Annotated in this window: 18 protein-coding genes; 5 read left to right on the top strand and 13 right to left on the bottom strand. The window is 62.0% G+C overall.

The genetic code is table 11. From position 1 onward, the window contains the following. The first annotated feature begins 215 nt into the window (after nt 1-215). Nucleotides 216-1397, top strand: coding sequence for a glycosyltransferase family 1 protein (locus CO671_RS03490; RefSeq protein ID WP_097604444.1), 1182 nt, complete (start codon nt 216-218; stop codon nt 1395-1397). Nucleotides 1398-1491: 94 nt separating this feature from the next. Here CO671_RS03490 and CO671_RS03485 read toward each other — a convergent pair whose 3' ends face one another. Further along, nucleotides 1492-2505 (bottom strand): alpha/beta hydrolase, encoded by a 1014-nt coding sequence (locus CO671_RS03485; RefSeq protein WP_097604441.1) that lies wholly within the window; start codon nt 2503-2505, stop codon nt 1492-1494. 161 nt (nt 2506-2666) lie between these two features. Between CO671_RS03485 and CO671_RS03475 the strand changes: the two genes are divergently transcribed. After that, nucleotides 2667-3104 (top strand): MarR family transcriptional regulator, encoded by a 438-nt coding sequence (locus CO671_RS03475; RefSeq protein WP_097604437.1) that lies wholly within the window; start codon nt 2667-2669, stop codon nt 3102-3104. Nucleotides 3105-3344: 240 nt separating this feature from the next. Here the strand turns inward: CO671_RS03475 and der are convergent, their stop codons facing one another. The 3 genes from der to CO671_RS03455 form a co-directional block, all read right to left on the bottom strand. After that, a complete protein-coding gene (gene der / locus CO671_RS03465) occupies nt 3345-4766 on the bottom strand; it encodes a ribosome biogenesis GTPase Der (protein WP_097604433.1) in 1422 nt (473 codons plus the stop codon). 16 nt (nt 4767-4782) lie between these two features. Then, on the bottom strand, nt 4783-5466 hold the full coding sequence (locus CO671_RS03460; protein WP_097604429.1) for a tetratricopeptide repeat protein: 684 nt from the start codon (nt 5464-5466) through the stop codon (nt 4783-4785). A gap of 103 nt (nt 5467-5569) precedes the next feature. Next, nucleotides 5570-6154 (bottom strand): NnrU family protein, encoded by a 585-nt coding sequence (locus tag CO671_RS03455; protein WP_097604425.1) that lies wholly within the window; start codon nt 6152-6154, stop codon nt 5570-5572. A 121-nt stretch (nt 6155-6275) separates the two neighbouring features. On the opposite strand from CO671_RS03455, the gene CO671_RS03450 reads away from it, so the two are divergent. After that, a complete protein-coding gene (locus CO671_RS03450; protein WP_097604420.1) occupies nt 6276-7265 on the top strand; it encodes a polysaccharide deacetylase in 990 nt (329 codons plus the stop codon). 199 nt (nt 7266-7464) lie between these two features. On the opposite strand, the gene sbmA is transcribed toward CO671_RS03450, so the two are convergent. Together sbmA and CO671_RS03440 are read right to left on the bottom strand one after the other, a co-directional pair. Further along, a complete protein-coding gene (sbmA, locus tag CO671_RS03445; protein WP_097604417.1) occupies nt 7465-8730 on the bottom strand; it encodes a peptide antibiotic transporter SbmA in 1266 nt (421 codons plus the stop codon). 125 nt (nt 8731-8855) lie between these two features. Beyond that, nucleotides 8856-10070 carry an MFS transporter gene (locus tag CO671_RS03440; RefSeq protein ID WP_097604415.1) on the bottom strand — a complete coding sequence of 405 codons (1215 nt, stop codon included), beginning with the start codon at nt 10068-10070 and terminating at the stop codon, nt 8856-8858. Between the two features lie 134 nt (nt 10071-10204). Here CO671_RS03440 and CO671_RS03435 point away from each other — a divergent pair, with 134 nt between their 5' ends. After that, nucleotides 10205-10777 (top strand): PadR family transcriptional regulator, encoded by a 573-nt coding sequence (locus tag CO671_RS03435; protein ID WP_097604410.1) that lies wholly within the window; start codon nt 10205-10207, stop codon nt 10775-10777. 211 nt (nt 10778-10988) lie between these two features. Here CO671_RS03435 and map read toward each other — a convergent pair whose 3' ends face one another. The 7 genes from map to glpK all read right to left on the bottom strand — a co-directional run bounded on the left by map (nt 10989) and on the right by glpK (nt 17527). Continuing rightward, a complete protein-coding gene (map, locus tag CO671_RS03425; protein ID WP_010030330.1) occupies nt 10989-11747 on the bottom strand; it encodes a type I methionyl aminopeptidase in 759 nt (252 codons plus the stop codon). Nucleotides 11748-11786: 39 nt separating this feature from the next. Continuing rightward, complete coding sequence (locus CO671_RS03420) at nt 11787-12848, bottom strand: LLM class flavin-dependent oxidoreductase (protein WP_097605059.1); 1062 nt, start codon at nt 12846-12848, stop codon at nt 11787-11789. Between the two features lie 380 nt (nt 12849-13228). Next, a complete protein-coding gene (locus tag CO671_RS03415) occupies nt 13229-13501 on the bottom strand; it encodes a GIY-YIG nuclease family protein (protein ID WP_245424947.1) in 273 nt (90 codons plus the stop codon). A 197-nt stretch (nt 13502-13698) separates the two neighbouring features. Beyond that, nucleotides 13699-14166, bottom strand: a complete 468-nt coding sequence (locus CO671_RS03410) for an SRPBCC family protein (protein WP_097604404.1) — start codon at nt 14164-14166, stop codon at nt 13699-13701. A 95-nt stretch (nt 14167-14261) separates the two neighbouring features. Beyond that, complete coding sequence (locus tag CO671_RS03405) at nt 14262-15521, bottom strand: RNA polymerase sigma factor (protein WP_097604399.1); 1260 nt, start codon at nt 15519-15521, stop codon at nt 14262-14264. After that, entirely contained in the window at nt 15518-15892 is a 375-nt protein-coding gene (locus tag CO671_RS03400; protein WP_064684422.1) for a YciI family protein, read from the bottom strand. Before CO671_RS03400 ends, CO671_RS03405 begins: the two co-directional genes overlap by 4 nt. A gap of 141 nt (nt 15893-16033) precedes the next feature. After that, nucleotides 16034-17527: a glycerol kinase GlpK gene (gene glpK, locus CO671_RS03395; protein ID WP_097604395.1), complete on the bottom strand. Its 1494-nt coding sequence runs from the start codon at nt 17525-17527 to the stop codon at nt 16034-16036. Between the two features lie 156 nt (nt 17528-17683). Here glpK and CO671_RS03390 point away from each other — a divergent pair, with 156 nt between their 5' ends. Next, on the top strand, nt 17684-18460 hold the full coding sequence (locus CO671_RS03390; protein WP_097604391.1) for a 3-hydroxybutyrate dehydrogenase: 777 nt from the start codon (nt 17684-17686) through the stop codon (nt 18458-18460). The last annotated feature ends 26 nt before the right edge of the window (nt 18461-18486 follow it).

Below are 18486 nucleotides of genomic sequence, written 5' to 3'. Positions count from 1 at the left end.
ACCGGCGCCGTCATTCCTTCCGCATGAAATTCGCGATCGGCCGCTGACATATTCGCCGGGATCGGGCCGCCAAAAGCCCTGCAAATGCTGGCATGCGGCTGTAATATTTCCATCATGGTCATGCCTCAAAATAGGCAGGCGGGAATCGCCGTTCCGGAACCCCGCTATGGGGCTGAGCGTTGGCATATCACTGCAACGCGGATGGAAATCACGACATGCTGCAACGTCCGGCAAACACTTATAGCGGCGAGAGCTGGGCCAATGCTGCGGCCGCCGGAAATCTGCCGGAACGGCTGGTGATCGTCACCGACGCCTGGCACCCGCAGGTCAACGGCGTCGTGCGCTCGATCGAGAACACCAATCGCGAATTGGCGAAGATGGGCGTTGAGGTTTCGATGGTGACGCCGGAGCGCTTCAACAGCATCCCCTGCCCGACCTACCCGGAGATCCGCCTGTCGATCGCCGGTTACCGCCGCGTCGCGCGCGAGATCGAAAAGCATAATCCCACCTATGTGCACATCGCCACCGAAGGTCCGCTGGGGCTGACCGCCCGCCGCTGGTGTCTGCGCAAGGGCATGCCCTTCTCCACCAGCTATCACACCCGCTTTCCCGAATATGTTTCGGCCCGCCTGCCGATCCCGCAGAGCTGGCTCTATGCTTTCATACGCTGGTTCCACAATGGCGGCGCCGGCTGCATGGTCGCGACACCGAGCCTGGCCCGCGAGCTGTCAGCCCGCGGCATCAAGAATTTGATGCCCTGGACGCGGGGTATCGACGCCACGCAATTTCATCCCATGCCACTCGAAAAGGAGCCTTTCGGCCTGCCGCGTCCGATCTTCATGACGGTTGGCCGCGTCGCGCTGGAAAAGAACCTGCCGGCCTTTCTCGATCTCGACCTGCCCGGCTCGAAGGTTGTCGTTGGCGATGGCCCGGCGCGCGCCGAACTGGAGCAGCGCTATCCCGATGTGCACTTTACCGGCGTGAAATTCGGCGAGGATCTGGCGAAGGCCTATGCTCAAGCCGACGTCTTCGTCTTCCCGTCGCTCACCGACACCTTTGGCAACACCATCCTCGAAGCGCTGGCATCGGGCGTGCCGGTTGCCGCCTACCCCGTCACCGGGCCGCTCGATATTATCGGCGAGGATAGCGAGGTCGGGGCGCTGGATGCGGACCTGCGCACCGCCTGCCTTGCCGCCCTTTCCGCTTCGCGCGAGAAGGCGCGCGCGCTGGCCATGCAATATTCCTGGGAAGCGGCGACGACGCAGTTCATCAACAATATCCGCGCCGCCAATGGCGTGATCACGCCGAAATGGAAGAAGGCCTGGCAATTTGCCAAGTCGCTTCCAAGAAGCAGAAAGCCCGGCGAAACCGCCGGGCCTTTGCCGTCTGCAGACTAAAGCCATTCCCGCAAAAGGGTGAAGCGGTTTTGCCGGGAAAAGCGCGAAGCGACTTTCCTAGGGAATTGCGTGGAAACAAGAGTTCCGATCGAGCTTACTTGTGCAACGCGCTGCGCAGCGTGTCGTTCGCGACCTTGATCGCGCTGCGGACCGCCGGCGTTTCGGCAATCGCATTCAGCAGCACGAAGTCGTGGATCGTACCGTTGTAGCGGATCGAGGTGACCTTGACGCCGGCCTGGCTGAGCTTGCGGCCATAGGCTTCGCCTTCGTCGCGCAGCACGTCGTTTTCATCGGTGATGATAAGGGCCGGCGGCAGGCCGTTGAGCTGTTCGAGCGATGCCTGCAGCGGCGAAGCCGTCGGCTCCTTGCGCTTGGCCTCATCAGGCAGGTAGGCGTTCCAGAACCACTTCATCGCTTCCTTGGTCAGCCAGGGGCCATTGGCGAACTCATTATAGGAACCATTGTCGAAGTTGGCGTCGGTGACCGGGTAGAACAGCACCTGCTGGTCGATGGCGGGGCCGCCGCGCTCCTTGGCAAGCAGCGTCACCACCGCCGCCATGTTGCCGCCGACGCTGTCGCCCGCGACCGCGAGCCTGCCGGCGTCGACGTTGAATTCCTTGGCATGCTGGGCGACATATTTGGTCGCGGCATAGGCCTGCTCGATGGCCACGGGGTATCGGGCCTCCGGCGAGCGTTCATAGTCGACGAAGACGACGGCGGCATTGGCGCCATTGGCGATTTCGCGCACCAGCCGGTCATGCGTATCCGCATCGCCGAGCACCCAGCCGCCGCCGTGGAAGTAGAGAACGGCCGGCAGCGTGCCCTTGGCATGCTCCGGGCGGACGATGCGCAGCTTGATGCTGCCGGTCGGGCCTGTTTTGATGACCTTATCCTCTTCCTTTGCGGCGAGCTTTTTGACCTCGCCCTTCTGCGCGCCGGACAGAACGTTACGGGCATCGGCCGGCGACAGCGTGTAGATCGGCTTGCCGCCGGCAAGACCGTCGATGAACGTCTGCGTTGTCGGCTCGAGGACCGGATCGGCAAGCGCGCCGACGGCGGAGGTTGCCAGGAGTACTGCTGCGGAAACTGCGGTCTTGATGGTCGACATTGTCTTGTCCTCTCGGTTTCGTTGTTCGTCTCGAACACGTATTTATATCGCGCACGATTATTTATTGGACAATTTAAATTTCCGCATATCAGCCATGCATAAAAATCGCTTCCGATTATTTATCGCGCGATATAAATTCGCTCGGTTTTGGAGATGCCCCCATGCAGGATCAGCTGAAGCTCGACGATTTCATCTGCTTTGCCATCTACACGGCAAGCCACGCGCTGAACCGCGTCTACAAGCCGCTACTCGACACGCTCGGCCTCACCTACCCGCAATATCTTGCCTTGGTGGCGCTATGGGAACAGGACGGCCAGACGGTCGGCGACCTCGGCGAGAAACTCTTCCTGGAATCGAGCACATTGACACCACTGCTGAAACGCCTGGAAAGCGCCGGCTATATCAGCCGCGAGCGCAGCAGCACGGACGAACGCGTCGTCGTCATCCGCTTAAGCGAAGCAGGCATTCGCCTGAAGGAAAAGGCGATCGGCATTCCCGGCTGCATCGCGGAAGCGAGCGGCCTTGACGCTGGGGATCTTACTCGGCTCCAGGCCGAGATCGTGGCGCTGCGTGAAGCGCTGACTAAGAGCATAGCTTAGATTCACCACAACCGAGATAGGTCGTGCCTGAGGCACCCCCCTCTGCCCTGCCGGGCATCTCCCCCACAAGGAGGGAGATCGACTCGCGGATGGAATCCCACCAGACAATTGATGTTGGAACGAGCGGGTCCGCCCATCCGATCTCCCCACCTGTGGGGGAGATGCCCGGCAGGGCAGAGGGGGTATCCCGCGCCACAACGCGACCGGATATTCCCGCAAGCACCAACTGGCGCCCAGCCTCTACGTCCGCTTCTTCTTCGATTCGTACGGATTATCAGGCGAACGGAAATGGATGCGGATCGGCACGCTCGGCATGTCGAAATCGGCACGCAACCCGTTGATCAGATAGCGCGTATAGGATTCCGGCAGCGCGTCGGAGCGGGTGCAGGAGATCATGAAGGCCGGCGGGCGTGCCTTGACCTGGGTCATGTATTTCAGCTTGATGCGCCGGCCGGAGACGGCCGGTGGCGGATGCTGGATCTGCTGCGTTTCCAGCCAGCGGTTGAGCCGTGCCGTCGAGATACGCTTGTTCCAGACCCTGTCGGTATCGATGATCGACTGCATCAGCTTGTCCAGCCCCCAGCCGGTCTGGCCGGAGATCGGCACGGCGCGGATGCCGCGCGCCTGCGGCAGCAGCCGGTCGGTCTTTTCGCGCAGGTCGGCAAGCACCGCCTGCCGGTCCTCGATCATGTCCCATTTGTTGAAGGCGAGAACGGCGGCGCGCCCCTCGCGCAGCACGAGATCGACGATCTGCAGGTCCTGCTTCTCGAAGGGGATCGTCGCGTCGAAAACGATGACGACCGTCTCGGCGAAGCGGATGGCGCGCAGCGCATCGGCGACCGAAAGTTTTTCCAGCTTCTCGGTTACCCGCGCCTTGCGGCGCATGCCTGCGGTGTCGAACATCTTGATGGTGCGGCCGCGCCAATCCCATTCGACCGAGATGGAGTCCCGGGTGATGCCGGCCTCCGGCCCGGTCAACAGCCGGTCCTCGCCGAGGAAACGGTTGATCAGCGTCGACTTGCCCGCATTCGGCCGGCCGACGATCGCCACCCTGAGCGGCTTGGTGTCGTCATAGATCGGCTCTTCGTCCTCGCCGTCGGCCTCGTTTTCGTCCGGCGGAATGTCGACATCGGTAACCGCGACATCGTCCTTGGCATAGGCACGGTCCTTGCCGATCGCCTCGACGATCGCGTCGCGCAGGTCGAGCATGCCCTGCCCGTGCTCGGCCGAAATCGGCGTCGGCTCGCCAAGACCCAGCGTATAGGCGTCGTAGAAGCCGCTGTCGGAGCCGCGCGCTTCGGATTTATTGGCGACGAGCACCACCGGCTTGCCGCGTCGGCGCAGCATTTCGGCAAGAGCGGTATCGACCGGCGTCAGCCCGTTCTTGGCATCGACGACGAAAAGCGAAAGATCGGCCTCGTCGATCGCCGCTTCCGTCTGGGCGCGCATCCGGCCCTGCAGACTTTCCTCGTCCGCCTCTTCCAGACCGGCCGTGTCGATAATCGTAAAGGTCAGGCCCATCAGCCGCGCATCACCCGGCCGGCGGTCACGCGTCACGCCGGGCGTATCGTCGACGAGCGCAAGCTTCTTGCCCACCAGGCGGTTGAAAAGCGTCGACTTGCCGACATTCGGACGACCGACGATGGCGACCGTGAAACTCATTCTTTTTCCTTAAAACTCAGCCCTGCGCGGCGGGCGCCTTGCCGGATGCGGTAATGAGATCAAGCATCATCTGGCCGCGATTGGCAACAGGACGCGGGCTTTCGGCGTCATCGACAATCGACTGGAACCATTGCCGCGCCTGCGCCATGTTGCCGGCCTTGTAGGCGGCCAGACCGAGTGCCTCGCGCGCCGAATGGCGGAAGGCGTTGCCGGGCACGGCCATTTCCTCGATCGCGGCCGAAACCTGTTCATAGGAGCCGTTCTCGATCAGCAGCCAGCCCGCACGCATTCTGGCGGCATCGCGCACGGCAGCGGGAATGCCGTTGTCTTTGCCGATCTCGTTGAAGGCGGTGATCGCCGCGGCGGCGTCGCCCTTTTGGGCCTGGACGGTCGCAGCCCGCATGCGCGCCAGCACCGGATAGGCGCCATGCCCTTCCTTCTCCAGCTTGTCGAGCGCGGCCAGCGCCTCATCGTTCTTGTTCTCGTCGGCAAGCTTCATCGCCGCCAGGAACTGGTCGCCGGCGCCCGAGGAACGGCTATCGTCCCAGTAGTCGTAGAGAACCTTGCCGGCGGTGCCGACGACGATCAGGATGGCAGCGACGATGATATAGCGGCCGAACCGGCGCCAGGCGCCCTTCATCTGGTCGGACCGCAATTCCTCATTGACTTCACGGATGAAGCTGTCGTCGTTGAATGCCATTCTCGTCTCCGGCCGCGGCAATACCCATAGGCTGTGCGCTACGCACATTGCCGGGCCTTCTACCGCATTTTGCCGCGGTTGTAAGGGGGATATGAAAGATTCGTTACACGACCAGCGGTGAAACGCCGATCAACCATTCGTGCAGCTTCCAGATGATCAGCGCCCAGGCAACGATGCCGATGACGACGGCATAGAGATCGTATTTCGCCGAGACGAAGGGGCGCAGCGTGATCTCGCCCGCCCGCTGCCGCCGTTTCAGCGAGATGCGCAGGATGACACCCCAGGCGAGGAAAGCGGCAAACAGCAGCACCGAAGACGTCTCGCCGTTGGCGAGCAGATGCGCCAGCGCCCAGATCTTCACCGACAATACCATCGGATGTTTCGTCTTGGTGGCGATGTGTCCGGCCGGCAGCAGCGAGGCGACCAGACAGATCATCGCGATCAGCATCAGCGTGATCGAGATATGCGCCATCCAGACCGGCGGATTGTAGAGCACACCGGTCACCGCGCGCGCCTGTCCGAAGCCGTAGATCAAGAGGATCAGCGTGGCGAGACTCGCGATCGAATAGGCGGCCCGCCAGCCCTTCTCGCCGAGGCTTGCGATCATCGACTGGCGAAAGCCGGGAGCGACCACCCGCACCAGATGCACGCCGAGGAAAAGTATGATGCCGATGATAAGCAAAGTCATTGCGGGTCCCTTCCGTGCCGTTTGTCATGGCTTAGAGCCTGGCGTGAAAAAATGCCAGCCGGACCGTAGCTTCGCCGCAATTCTATTAGAGGGAAACCGCGAACAAATTGTCGCGGTGCCCATGTCTCGTCCTTTCCTCTCCGCCTGTTTGGCTGCCTCGTTCCTTCTTCCTGTCACGGCAGAGGGGGCCGACCGGCCGAAGCAGCTGGTCATCATTTCCTTCGACGGCGCCCATGATAACGCGCTCTGGCTGAAAAGCCGCGAGATGGCCGCCAAGAACGGCGCCCACTTCACCTATTTCCTCTCCTGCACCTTCCTGATGAACGAGGCGGCGAAGAAGGCCTACCAGGCGCCGCATCAGAAACGCGGAAAATCCAATGTCGGCTTCGCCCAGAGCGACGACGAAATCCGCGAACGCCTCGGCAATATCTGGCATGCCCATCTCGAAGGCCACGACATCTCGAGCCATGCCTGCGGTCATTTCGACGGCCGCCTCTGGAGCGAGGCCGACTGGTCAGCCGAATACGCCACCTTCCACGCGACGCTGAAGAATGCCTGGAAGAGCGTCGGCCTCGACGAGCCGGCCGGCTGGCAGGACCTTGTCGATCATGGCATCAAGGGCTTTCGCGCCCCCTATCTCTCGGCAACCGCGGGCGCCGATATGATCGCCGCCGAAAAGAAGGCGGGCTTCACTTACGATGCAAGCCTCGTCACCAAAGGCCCGGCCATGCCGGTCGAAGAAGACGGCATCATCCGCTTCGGCCTGCCGCTGATCCCCGAAGGCCCGAGCGAAAAGCCGATCATCGGCATGGACTACAATCTCTTCGTCCGCCACTCGAGGGGCGAGGAAGATTCCGCAGACAGCGTCGCCTTCGAGCAGCGCGCCTATTCAGCCTTCTCCCAGGCCTTCGATCGCCAGTACAACGGCAGCCGCATCCCCCTCCAGCTCGGCTTCCATTTCGTCGAAATGAACGGCGGCGCCTACTGGCGGGCGCTGGACCGCCTGGTCAGCGACGTCTGCCATCGGGCCGATGTCGCCTGCGTCAGTTATTCCGAAGCGATCCCGATGATCGAAGCCCGCGGCAAGCTGCAGCAGACGTCGGGGTTGTGACGCGTTTATATTACCGGGACGGTGTACCGTGCGGCCCCCTCATCCGACCCTTCGGGCCACCTTCTCCAAGAGGAAGCAGTGGCGAGGTCGCGGTTCCCCCTTCTCCCCGGCGGGGAGAAGGTGCCCGTCAGGGCGGATGAGGGGGCCGCACGGCACAGCGGGCCTTAAAGCCACGACCCCACCCGTCCAGCCTCACCCATCAGCCATCAACATGAACAACGCCAGCTTCGCGCTCCAGATAATGCTGGTCGATCGCCGGCAGCGGCTCGTCGTCGATAGCAGCCTCGAAGGCCTTGAGGCGCTTGTGGATGGAGAGCAGTTCGATGATCGTCGTCCAGGAGTTGACCAGATACTGGAACGAGTTGCTGACCTGGCCGAAGGCGGTCGAGATCTGCTGGAAGATACCATAGGTGATCGTGCCTGCAACGATCGTCGGGACCAGCATGAAGACCACGAAGAGCGCGTCTGCCTGAATGTAGAAATAGCGGGCGACGTTAAAATACATGTAGTGGAAATACATGCGGAAATAGTTCCGCCGAACGTTGTTGAAGAGCTCCCTGACCGTCAACGGCTGAGCCCGCTCGGCATGATCCTCGCCATAGACGAGTTCCTTGCGATAGGCGGCTTCGACGCGCTGATTGCGGAAGTTCAGGCCCGGCAGCTTGATACCGGCGACCGCCAGAAGCAGCGTGCCGAATGCCGACCAGAAGAGCGCCAGCCAGAAGAGTGAATTCGCCAGCGGCCCGATGACCGGCAGTTCAGTCACGTAATGCGAGAGCGTCAGAAGGATCGGAAGGAAGACTACGAGGGTCATCACCGAGTTGATCAGGCTAATGCCGAGACCTTCGAGGGTGCTCGAAAAACGCATCGTGTCTTCCTGAACGCGCTGCGAGGCGCCCTCGATGTGACGCAGCTTTTCCCACTTCGACATGTAGAAGTCGTTCATCGCAGCGCGCCAGCGGAAGATGTAGTGGCTCGTAAAGAAGTCGGTCATGATCGACACGAACATGCTGAGGAATGCGATCTGACAGAAGACCCACATCAGGCTGTAAAAATTGTCGACGGAAATGCCCGGCTGCTTCGACAAGGCGTTCTGGAGAAGATCGCCGAAGGGCCGGCGCCAGTTGTTGATCACGACCGTGATCTGGACGCCGAAATAGGTGACGAAAATGATAAGCGCCGAACCCCAGATCGACCATAGCTTCCAGGGATGGTGCAGCGCCCTCAGATGCCATGCGCCGCAGAAGATCACCGCCGAGAGAAAGAAGTAGCTGTAGAACCAGATATTTTCGGGCAGCAGGAAGAAAGAAAGATCGATCGGCTGCTGCTCTTCCGGAACCGGCACAAAGCCGAGCGACGCGCCGAGGCCCTCAGCGACAAAATACCAGCCGAATATTGAAATCAGTGTCCACACGACAAGCGAAATGAAGAAAGGTTTCGGCTGGGGAAAAAACGAATGAAACACGGGGGGCTTTGCTTTCCTGAACTGGGAGTCTCGGGAGTGTCTTGGAACACTGATTGTGCCGGAAACTAAGGCAGTTCGAAGGAAGCAGCAATGGGTTCGGCCGATTGTTACGGAGATGTAACCGGTTAGGCGACTTTCTTGATCACGGGCATCACCAGGGCGGCGCAGACCAGGAGTGCGCCGGCTGCGATCACCGTCGGCACGGTGAAACTGCCTGAGCGTTCAGCGATCCAGCCGGCAACAACAGGCCCGACGATCTGGCCGAGACCGAAGGCGGCCGTCATCATCGCCAGAATTCGCCTCGGGCTCTCGGGTGAAAGCTTGCGGCCGATCTGCAGCCCATAAGCCGTGATCGCGAGGAACGTCGCGCCGAACAGTGCGCCGCCGATCAGCGGTGCGACCGAGGGCGGCAGCGCCACGGTCGCCAGCACGCCGGCCGCCTCGACCAGAAGCGCCGCGATATAGACACCGCCGAGCCCGAGGGACCTCACCAGCGGCCTCCAGGCAAACAGCGCCACGGCCGCCGTCAGACCGGCGATGAACCAGCAGAGGAATTCAACGAAAGCTCCCGTTGCCGACAGGCGGGCGATGGTGACGAGGAAGGTCGCGGTGATGACATAGCCGAAGCCGAACAGGCCGTAGGACAGGGTTACCAGCACCATCGGCCGGCTCCAGTTGAGCGCCGGCTCCTTGCCCGCCTCAGCCGTTTGCGCCGGCGCCGACGGCAGCAGAAGGTAGACGACGACCAAGCTTATCGCACAATAGATTGCCCCGCCGATCCAATCGGCGCGCCAGCCGCCCGGCCCGTCGTGAAAGCCGAGGCCAATCAACAGCACCATCACCGAGGACAGCGCGATCCCCGCCCCGGGCCCACCGAAATGCGCCGCCTGCACATGGTCGTTGCCGGCCGCCGCCCCGTGGCTGAGCACGATCGACGAGGTGAAGACCATCGCAAAGGCGCTGGCGAGGCCGGCCAGGAAGCGGATGACGGCGAAGACCGCGACGGAATCGGTGGCGGCCATGGCCGCGAGCAGGATTACGGTGGCAAGCAGCGCCGAGAGTGCCACGAGCCGCTCGCGCCCCGCCGCCCAGCCATAGGCCGCAAGCACGGCGCCGACGAGATAACCGACGAAATTGGCCGAAGCGATGAAGCCGGCATCCGCTGCCGAAAGCGGCACGCTGCTCATCATCCCGGGCAGGATCGGCGTATAGGAGAAGCGCCCGAAGCCCATGGCCGCCGCCATGGCAACGGCGCCGGCAGCGGCGGTGGCAACGAGGTTCGGCTGGGAGCAAGGCGGGCGGGAAAGCATGCAGTGCTTATCGCGCCGCAACACCGGCATCGCAAACGACTATTTCTGATCGGTCGATCAATTTCCGGAAAGGTCGAAAAAATCCCGGCTCGACTTGAAAACGAGTATCTTACGATATATGTTTTACGACATAGCCAACGATACATCTAGCGAAAGGAAAAGCCATGAGAGGTTTTAAAGGCGGCATGTTCGGTGAAGCGTTTCGCATGGGGCGCAAATTCGCGGCGGGCGATCTGCAGCTCGTCATCCTGGCCCTGCTCGCCGAGCAGCCGCGCCACGGTTACGAATTGATCAAGCTGCTGGAGGAGCGTTCCGGCGGCTTCTATGTGCCGAGCCCCGGCGTCATCTATCCCGCACTCACCTATCTCGAGGAAACCGGTCTTGCCGAAGTGGAGAACGAGGGCACCAAGAAGCTCTACCGCATCACCGAGGCCGGCCGCCGCCGCGTCGAGGAAAACCGCGACATGATCCTCCACACGCTCGCCAAGCTCGAACGCATCGGCGAGAAGATGGCCTATGTGAAGCGTGTTTTCGAAACCGATCGCCACGGCGCCGACAGCGATGACGGCGACTTCATGCAGGACGGCGGCGATATCCGCGCCGCCCGCATGCTGCTGCGCTCGGCCCTCAGGATGCGTTATCCCTGGTCGAAAACCGAGGCCGCCCGCATCGCCGGGATATTGGAACGCGCTGCGACGGAGATCCTGCAGGGCGGCAGGCCGGAAACGCGGGGGTGAGCGCGAAGATTGGCCGCCAAGCTGGGTGAGTTGATGGATGAGCCAACCTCCCCTCCTCATCCCTGTGCTCGTCACAGGGATCCAGTGCGCCCAGGTCCCTGGGCGCGGGAGACTCTCCTCGATATCCTATGGAGTCATTCACCGCGCAGACGCGCGGTGGCTGGATTCCTGTGACGAGCACAGGAATGAGGGAGAGCGTTGAGCCGTCGCCCTATGCCCGCCCGTCCGGCAAAGTCAAAATCACCGGTCCGTTCCGCGTCGCAACCACCGTGTGTTCATATTGCACGGTCGGCGCCTTCGGATCGGCATAGAGCGTCCAGGCATCGTCGCCGCCCTCGGCCCAGGTCGCGCCGAGCGAAAGGAACGGCTCGACCGTAAAGACGAGACCGTCCGTCATGACACGCTTTTCCGAAGGATCGGGCCAGGTGGAGAGCTCGGCTGGTTCCTCGTGCAGCGAACGGCCGACGCCGTGGCTCGCCAGATTGGCAACCAGCGTATAGCGGTTCTTCTGGGCGAAAGCGCCGACGGCGGTGCCGATCTTTGCCAGCGGCTCACCCGATTTCACTTGGTTGAGCCCGACCCAGAGCGCCCGCCTGCCGTCGCGGCAGAGCCGTTCGATCTTCGGCTTGACCGGCGGCACTGCGAAGGAAGCACCGGTATCGGCGAAGAAGCCGTCCTTCTCAGCCGAGACGTCGATATTGATCAGATCGCCGGCCTGGATGACACGTGGCCCGGGAATGCCGTGGGCGATTTCCTCATTGACGCTGATGCAGGTGGCACCCGGAAACTGGTAGCAGAACTCCGGCGCCGAGCGCGCGCCGGAATCCTCAAGCACCTTGCGGCCGATCCGATCGAGCTCCAGCGTCGTCATGCCCGGTTCCATCGCTGCCGCCATCACCTGGATGGCGTTGGCGCAGATCCGGCCGATCTCCTTGAGCTTTGTCAGTTCATCGTCGTTTGCGATAACCATTCGTCTCTTCCGGCCTTGCGCGGGCGCGGCGCGGCCGCCTCAAGCCGTGGCTTTCGCCCCTTCGCCCCTTTCAGTCAATGCCTTTCTGACGATCGGGGCGACTTTCGTCCCGTAGAGCTCGATGCCGCGCATGATCTCAGCATGCGGCATCAGGCCGATCGCCATCTGCAGCAGGAAGCGGTCGTTCCTGAAAAGCGCGTGATGGGCGACGATCTTGTCCGCGACGACCTCCGGATCGCCGACGAAGAGCGCGCCGTTCGGCCCACGCGACAGATCGAAATGCGCCCGGCTGGTCGGTCCCCAGCCGCGCTCGCGACCGATGCGGTTCATCACTTCCGCCTGCGGCCCGTAAAACTGCTCGGCGGCGGCCTCGGTCGTATCGGCGATGAAGCCGTGAACATTGATGCTGGTCTTCAGCTTGGCCTGATCCTGCCCTGCGCGCCGCGCCGCCTCGCGGTAAAGATCGAAAAGCGGCGCGAAACGGCGCGGCTCGCCGCCGATGATGGCGAGCGCAACCGGCAGTCCGAGCGCGCCGGCGCGCGCCACCGACTGCGGCGTGCCACCGACCGCGACCCACAACGGCAGCGGATCCTGCAGCGGCCTCGGGTAGACGCCGCGCCCGCGGATCGGCGCGCGAAGCTCGCCCTCCCATTCCACCGTCTCGCTGTCGCGCAGCGCCAGGAGCAGATCGAGCTTCTCCTCGAAAAGCTGGTCGTAATCCTCGAGATTGTAGCCGAACAGCGGGAAGGACTCGATGAAAGAGCCACGCCCTGCCATGATTTCGGCCCGGCCGTTGGAAATGAGATCAAGCGTCGCAAACTGCTGGAAGACTCGCACGGGATCATCCGAGGAAAGCACGGTGACGGCGCTGGTCAGCCGGATATTCCTGGTCTTGACGGCCGCCGCAGCCAGCGCGACGGCCGGAGCCGACGCCGCATAATCCGGCCGGTGATGCTCGCCGAGTCCGAAGACGTCGAGCCCGACCTGATCGGCAAGCTCGATCTCCTCGATCAGATGCTTCAGCCGCTCGGCCCCCTCCGCTCCCTTGCTGCGCGAGGGATTGGGATTGACATCCGCAAAGGTATAAAGGCCGAGTTCCATCGTCTGCATCCCGTTATGTTCTGCCTGGAGATAAGGATCGTGGAGAGCAAGCGCAAATACAAACTCTTGAAGGGAATGTTCGAGAATTTCGATAGTGGTGCGGGGCTTATGGCAGCGTGATAAAGAGTCCTTGCGCCGTAGACACGGCGCTGCTGGATTCCTGTGACAGGCACAGGAATGAGGGAGCATGAGGGAACGCTTTTACTCAAACTCCTCGACAGCAGGGAGCAGCAACGATTGTTGGCTCGCCTGAAAAAGCACAATGGTCGGCTCTAGGAAAAAGCGGTTGGTGAGCGCAGGCGCCTCCTCACACACCTCATTCCTGTGCCTGTCACAGGAATCCAGCAGTCGCGCGTCCGCGCGACGGGAGACTCATCTCTTCACAGACCCAGCAGATGAAACGAAATATCCTCCCATTCAGGATTCTCCCGCTCGATCAAATTGAGCTTCCACTGCCGCGGCCATTTCTTGATCGTCTTCTCCCGCGTAATCGCAGTCGTCAGCAAATCATGCTCCTCGAACCACACCAATGTCTTTACGCCAAACTTCGACGTAAAGCCTGGCGTCAGTTCGTTCTGATGCTCATATAGCCGACCTGCAAGGTCACGCGTCACGCCGGTATAGAGCGTGCCACTGCGCGCGGATGCGAGGATGTAGACCTAACCCTTCATGCCGGTAGATTGGCACAGGTAACACCCCGCGTCGACAGCAACACCTGGCCACCCGAATCCCAATTCCAAGCTAAAATTCAACGACTTCCAAGCCTCAGTGGAATCATCTTCCAAGCCACCTCACGCCGCACGTGAAGCATGAGGACGGCGCGGGCCTCCACCGCGCCGCCCTCAACGCTTCACATCTTCGCCAGCAGTTCCGCCAGCTGATCGGCAGCCTTGCCCCATCCCTCGTGGAATCCCATCTTCTCGTGCTCTTCCTTGTCCTCGGCGCGCCAGTGCAGCGCCTTGGCCGTATACTTCGTGCGGCCATTGCCGAGATCTTCGAGCAGGATGACGCCGGTGAAGAAAGGTTTTTCGGCAGGCACCCAGGCGCTGGTATAGGCGTCGGTGAAGACGATCTTCTCGTTCTCGACGATCTCGAGATAAACGCCGCGGTTCGGATACTGATTGCCCCCGGGATCCTGCATGACGATGACATTGGAACCGCCGGGGCGAACGTCGAGCGTCGCTTCCGCGACACCCCAGGGGCGCGGTACGAACCACTGCTTCAGCAGGTCGAGATCGGTCCATGCCTTGTAGATCTTCTCGCGCGGGGCGTCGAATTCGCGAACCAGGGTGAGTTCATGTTGCGTGCTTGCGGTCATTTCGACATCTCTCCATTTGAGTGAAACCTGTTTCCTGTCAGGTTGTTACAAGGACGTATCAAACTTCGCCGTCCCGACAGCGCGCCAATCTTGATTTAATTTGCGATCGGCTGCGTGGGCTCTTCCTGCATCTTGTCGATCTGCCGGCGGATATGGGCCGCTTCCGCCGCCGAATGGGCAAGCGCGATGGCATGGTCGAAGGCCTCGCGCGCCTGGCAGGTCAAGCCAAGCTGCTTCAGCAGCCCGCCCCGCAGACCGTGATAGTAGAAATAGCCGCCGAGCTTCTCGCCGAGCGGATCGATGAGATCGAGCGCCTGCTGCGGCCCGTGCAGCTTGGAAACGACGACGGCGCGGTTAAGGGTCACGACAGGCGAAGGCTGCACACGCTCCAGCGCGCGGTAAAGGAGATCGATCTCGACCCAGTCGGTATCCTCGGCACGTTTCGCGCGGGAATGGATGGCGGCAATGGCCGCCTGAAGCTGATACGGCCCGGGCCGGCGGTGCCGCAGCGCCTTGTCGAGCAGCGCCAGGGCTTCGTTGATGAAGGGTTGGCTCCAAAGCGAGCGGTCCTGATCTTCAAGCAGCACGATTTCGCCCTCGGCGCTGAAGCGCGCCGGCCGGCGCGAGATTTGCAGGAGCATAAGCGCAAGCAGCCCCATCAGCTCCGGTTCCGCCGGGAAAATATGCAGCATCAGCCGCGCCAGCCGGATCGCCTCGTCGCTGAAGGCGGCCGCCTCATGCTTGGGGTCGGCCTGGCTGTAGCCCTCGTTGAAGATGAGATAGATCATCGTGCTGACGATCGAGAGACGTTCAGCCCTCTCCTCGGGGCTCGGCGTTTCGAAAGGCACGCCTGCCTTGGCGACACGCGCCTTCGCCCGGGTGATGCGCTGCTCCATGGCGCTTTCCGATACCAGGAAAGCGCGCGCGATCTGCGTCACCGAAAGGCCGGACACGATGCGCAGCGCCAGCGCGATCTGCTGGGTGGCCGGCAGATCCGGATGGCAGCAGATGAAGAGAAGCCGCAGAATGTCGTCGCGATAATTGGACTCGTCCAGCCGATCGGCGATATCGCTTTCGGCATCCTCGGTATCGGAAATGACCTCCTCGTCCGGCAGGGCCTGGAGTTTCGTCCGCTTGCGCACCGCATCGATACCGCTGTTGCGGCCGACGAAGATAAGCCAGGCTGTCGGATCGCGCGGCGGTCCTTTCTCCGGCCATGTCCGGATCGCCCTCAGACATGCCTCCTGAAACGCCTCTTCCGCCGTGTCGAGATCGCGGAAATAGCGCAGCAGCGCGCCAAGCGCCTTCGGGCGGGCCGAGGCAAGAGCAAGGTCGATCCAGGCAATATCGGTCATGATGCAGCATCTCCCGGCCTGAAGACGTAGAAAGGCCGAATTTCGTAAGAGGTGGAACCCGGATTGACGGATGAAAGCTGCTTCGAGAAGGCGACCGCCTCGTCGAGGGTTTCGAAGTCAACCACATAGAAGCCGAGAAGCGCCTCTTTCGTTTCCGCAAAGGGCCCGTCGATGACCAAGGGCTCGTCCTTGCCTTTGCGCACGGTGGTCGCAGCCGTCGTCGGCATCAGCCGCCCGACGGGGCCGAGCTTACCGGCTTTCGCCAGCGGCTCCTGCACGGCGTAAAGCTTCTCCATGACGGCAGCCTCTTCCTCCTGGGTCCAGGCGAAGACGGTTTCCTCGTGAGCGTAACAAAGGATTGCATAAAGCATCGGGTCACTCCTCTTTCCGAATGACGAAGGAGTAACCGCTTAGCCGACAGGCCGCATCAAAAAATTATCAAGAAAAAGTCGCTGAAAGCCAGGCCCCACTCGCCGAAACAGGCAACGCTATGGTGCGGTTCCGATCGCGCTTCACCCCTCGCTCAGCGTCCGCCGGACCGCGCTCTTCCAGCCCTTGAGCTTGGCCGCCCGCACCTTGTCATCCATGTCGGGCTCGAAGCGCCGGTCGCGTTTCCACCTTGCCGAAAAGCCATCCCGGTCCGGCCAGACCCCTGCCCGGCTGCCGGCGAGCCAGGCCGCACCGAGTGCGGTCGTTTCGAGAATGACCGGGCGGTCGACCGGGGCATCGAGCAGATCGGCGAGCCGTTGCATCGTCCAGTCGGAGGCCACCATGCCGCCATCGACGCGCAGCACCGTGTCGTCGCCGGCATTCTTCCAGTCCTTCTTCATGGCATCGAGGAGATCGCGAGTCTGGTAGCAGACAGCTTCAAGGGCCGCTCTCGAAAGTTCCGCCGGACCGCTGTTGCGTGTCAGTCCGAAGATCGCACCCCGCGCCTTGGCATCCCAGTGCGGTGCGCCCAAGCCGGTGAAGGCGGGCACGAGATAGATGTCCTGCGTCGGATCGGCCTTCTCGGCAAGCGCATTGGTCTCGGCGGCGCTGCCGATGATCCCGAGCCCGTCCCGCAGCCATTGCACCGCCGCCCCGGCGATGAAGATCGAACCCTCGAGCGCATAGGTCGTCTCGCCGTCCAGACGATAGGCGATGGTGGTCAGCAGCCGGTTTTTCGAGCGCACCATATCGGCGCCGGTGTTGAGCAGCGCGAAACAGCCGGTGCCGTAGGTCGATTTCATCATGCCCGCTGCAAAGCAGGCCTGGCCGATGGTGGCCGCCTGCTGGTCGCCGGCAACACCGAGGATCGGGATCGCTGCGCCGAAGATCTCAGGATCGACCGTGCCGAAATCGGCGGAGCAATCCTTGACGTCAGGCAGCATGGCGGCCGGCACTCTGAGAATCTCGAGCAAATCTTCGTCCCAGGCGTTTTCGCCGATATTGTACATCAACGTGCGGGAGGCATTGGTGGCGTCGGTGACGAAGCTCTTGCCGCCGGTCAGCCGCCAGATCAGGAAAGTGTCGATCGTACCGAAGCAGAGATCGCCCCTGGCGGCACGTGCACGCGCGCCCTTCACGTTGGCGAGCATCCAGGAAAGCTTCGTGCCGGAAAAATAGGGGTCGAGGAGCAGGCCGGTCTTCCTGGTGAACAGCCGCTCGAGATCCTGCCGTTTCAGATTATCGCAATAGCTCGCGGTGCGCCGGTCCTGCCAGACGATGGCATTCTGGATCGGCCGGCCGGTCTCGCGCTCCCAGACGACGACCGTCTCGCGCTGATTGGTGATGCCGAGCGCAGCAACATCCCTCGCCGTAATCCCGGCGTCGCGCAACGCCATGTTGACGGTGGAGACGACCGAGTCCCAGATCTCCTCGGGATCGTGCTCGACCCAGCCGGAGCGCGGATAGATCTGGGTGAATTCCTTCTGGCCCTTGCCGGCGACATGCATGTCGCCATCGAAGACGATCGCCCGTGTCGACGTCGTTCCCTGATCGATCGCCAGAACATATCCGCTCATTAAATCCTCCCGAGGCATGTCGATTGTCGAGGCAAATCAATAGGACACGGATGCGGGCGAGAAAAGCGAATAAAGCGGAATTGCCAGCCTGCCGGCTTTGGGCATAACCTCGCCATAACGTTGCAACGCAGCATCGCGATGTCAGGAGAAAACAGCATGAGCAGATCAGTCATCGTCACCGGCTCCACCAGCGGCATCGGCCTGGCGATCGCCACCGCCTTTGCCGAAACCGGCGACAATGTCGTCATCAATGGTTTCGGAAATGCCGATGAAATCAAGGCGATCGTCGAACGGCTTGAATCGGTGTCGAAGGGACGGGCGATCTATCATCCGGCCGACATGACCAAGCCCGCCGAGATCGCCGACCTGATCGAAACGGCGGCGAAGAGCTTCGGCAGCGTCGATGTCCTGGTCAACAATGCCGGCATCCAGCATGTCGAGAAGATCGAGGATTTCCCAATCGAGAAGTGGGATCAGATTATCGCCATCAATCTGTCGAGCTCCTTTCACACCATGCGCGCCGCCATCCCGCTGATGAAGGCGAGAAAGCATGGCCGCATCATCAATATCGCCTCGGCCCACGGGCTCGTCGCCTCCCCCTTCAAATCCGCCTATGTCGCGGCAAAACATGGTATATTAGGCCTGACGAAGACGGCCGCCCTGGAGCTTGCCGAATTCGGCGTGACGGTGAACGCCATCTGCCCCGGCTATGTGCTGACGCCGCTGGTCGAAAAGCAGATACCGGATACCGCCAGGGCCCGCGGCATGACCGAGGAGCAGGTGAAGAGCGAGGTCATCCTCAAGGCGCAGCCGACCCGTGAATTCGTCAAGGCCGAAGAGATCGGCGCCCTGTCGCTCTACCTCGCCAGCGACGCCGCCCGGCAGGTGACCGGAACGCATATCTCGATTGACGGTGGCTGGACGGCGGCTTAACCATTTGGAAAAAACAACCGGGAACA

It is taken from the genome of Rhizobium sp. M10, from assembly GCF_002531955.1.
GTDB lineage: Bacteria > Pseudomonadota > Alphaproteobacteria > Rhizobiales > Rhizobiaceae > Rhizobium > Rhizobium etli_C.
The sequence above is the reverse complement of the archived record's forward strand: the minus strand, read 5'-3'. Positions and strand labels throughout refer to the sequence as shown.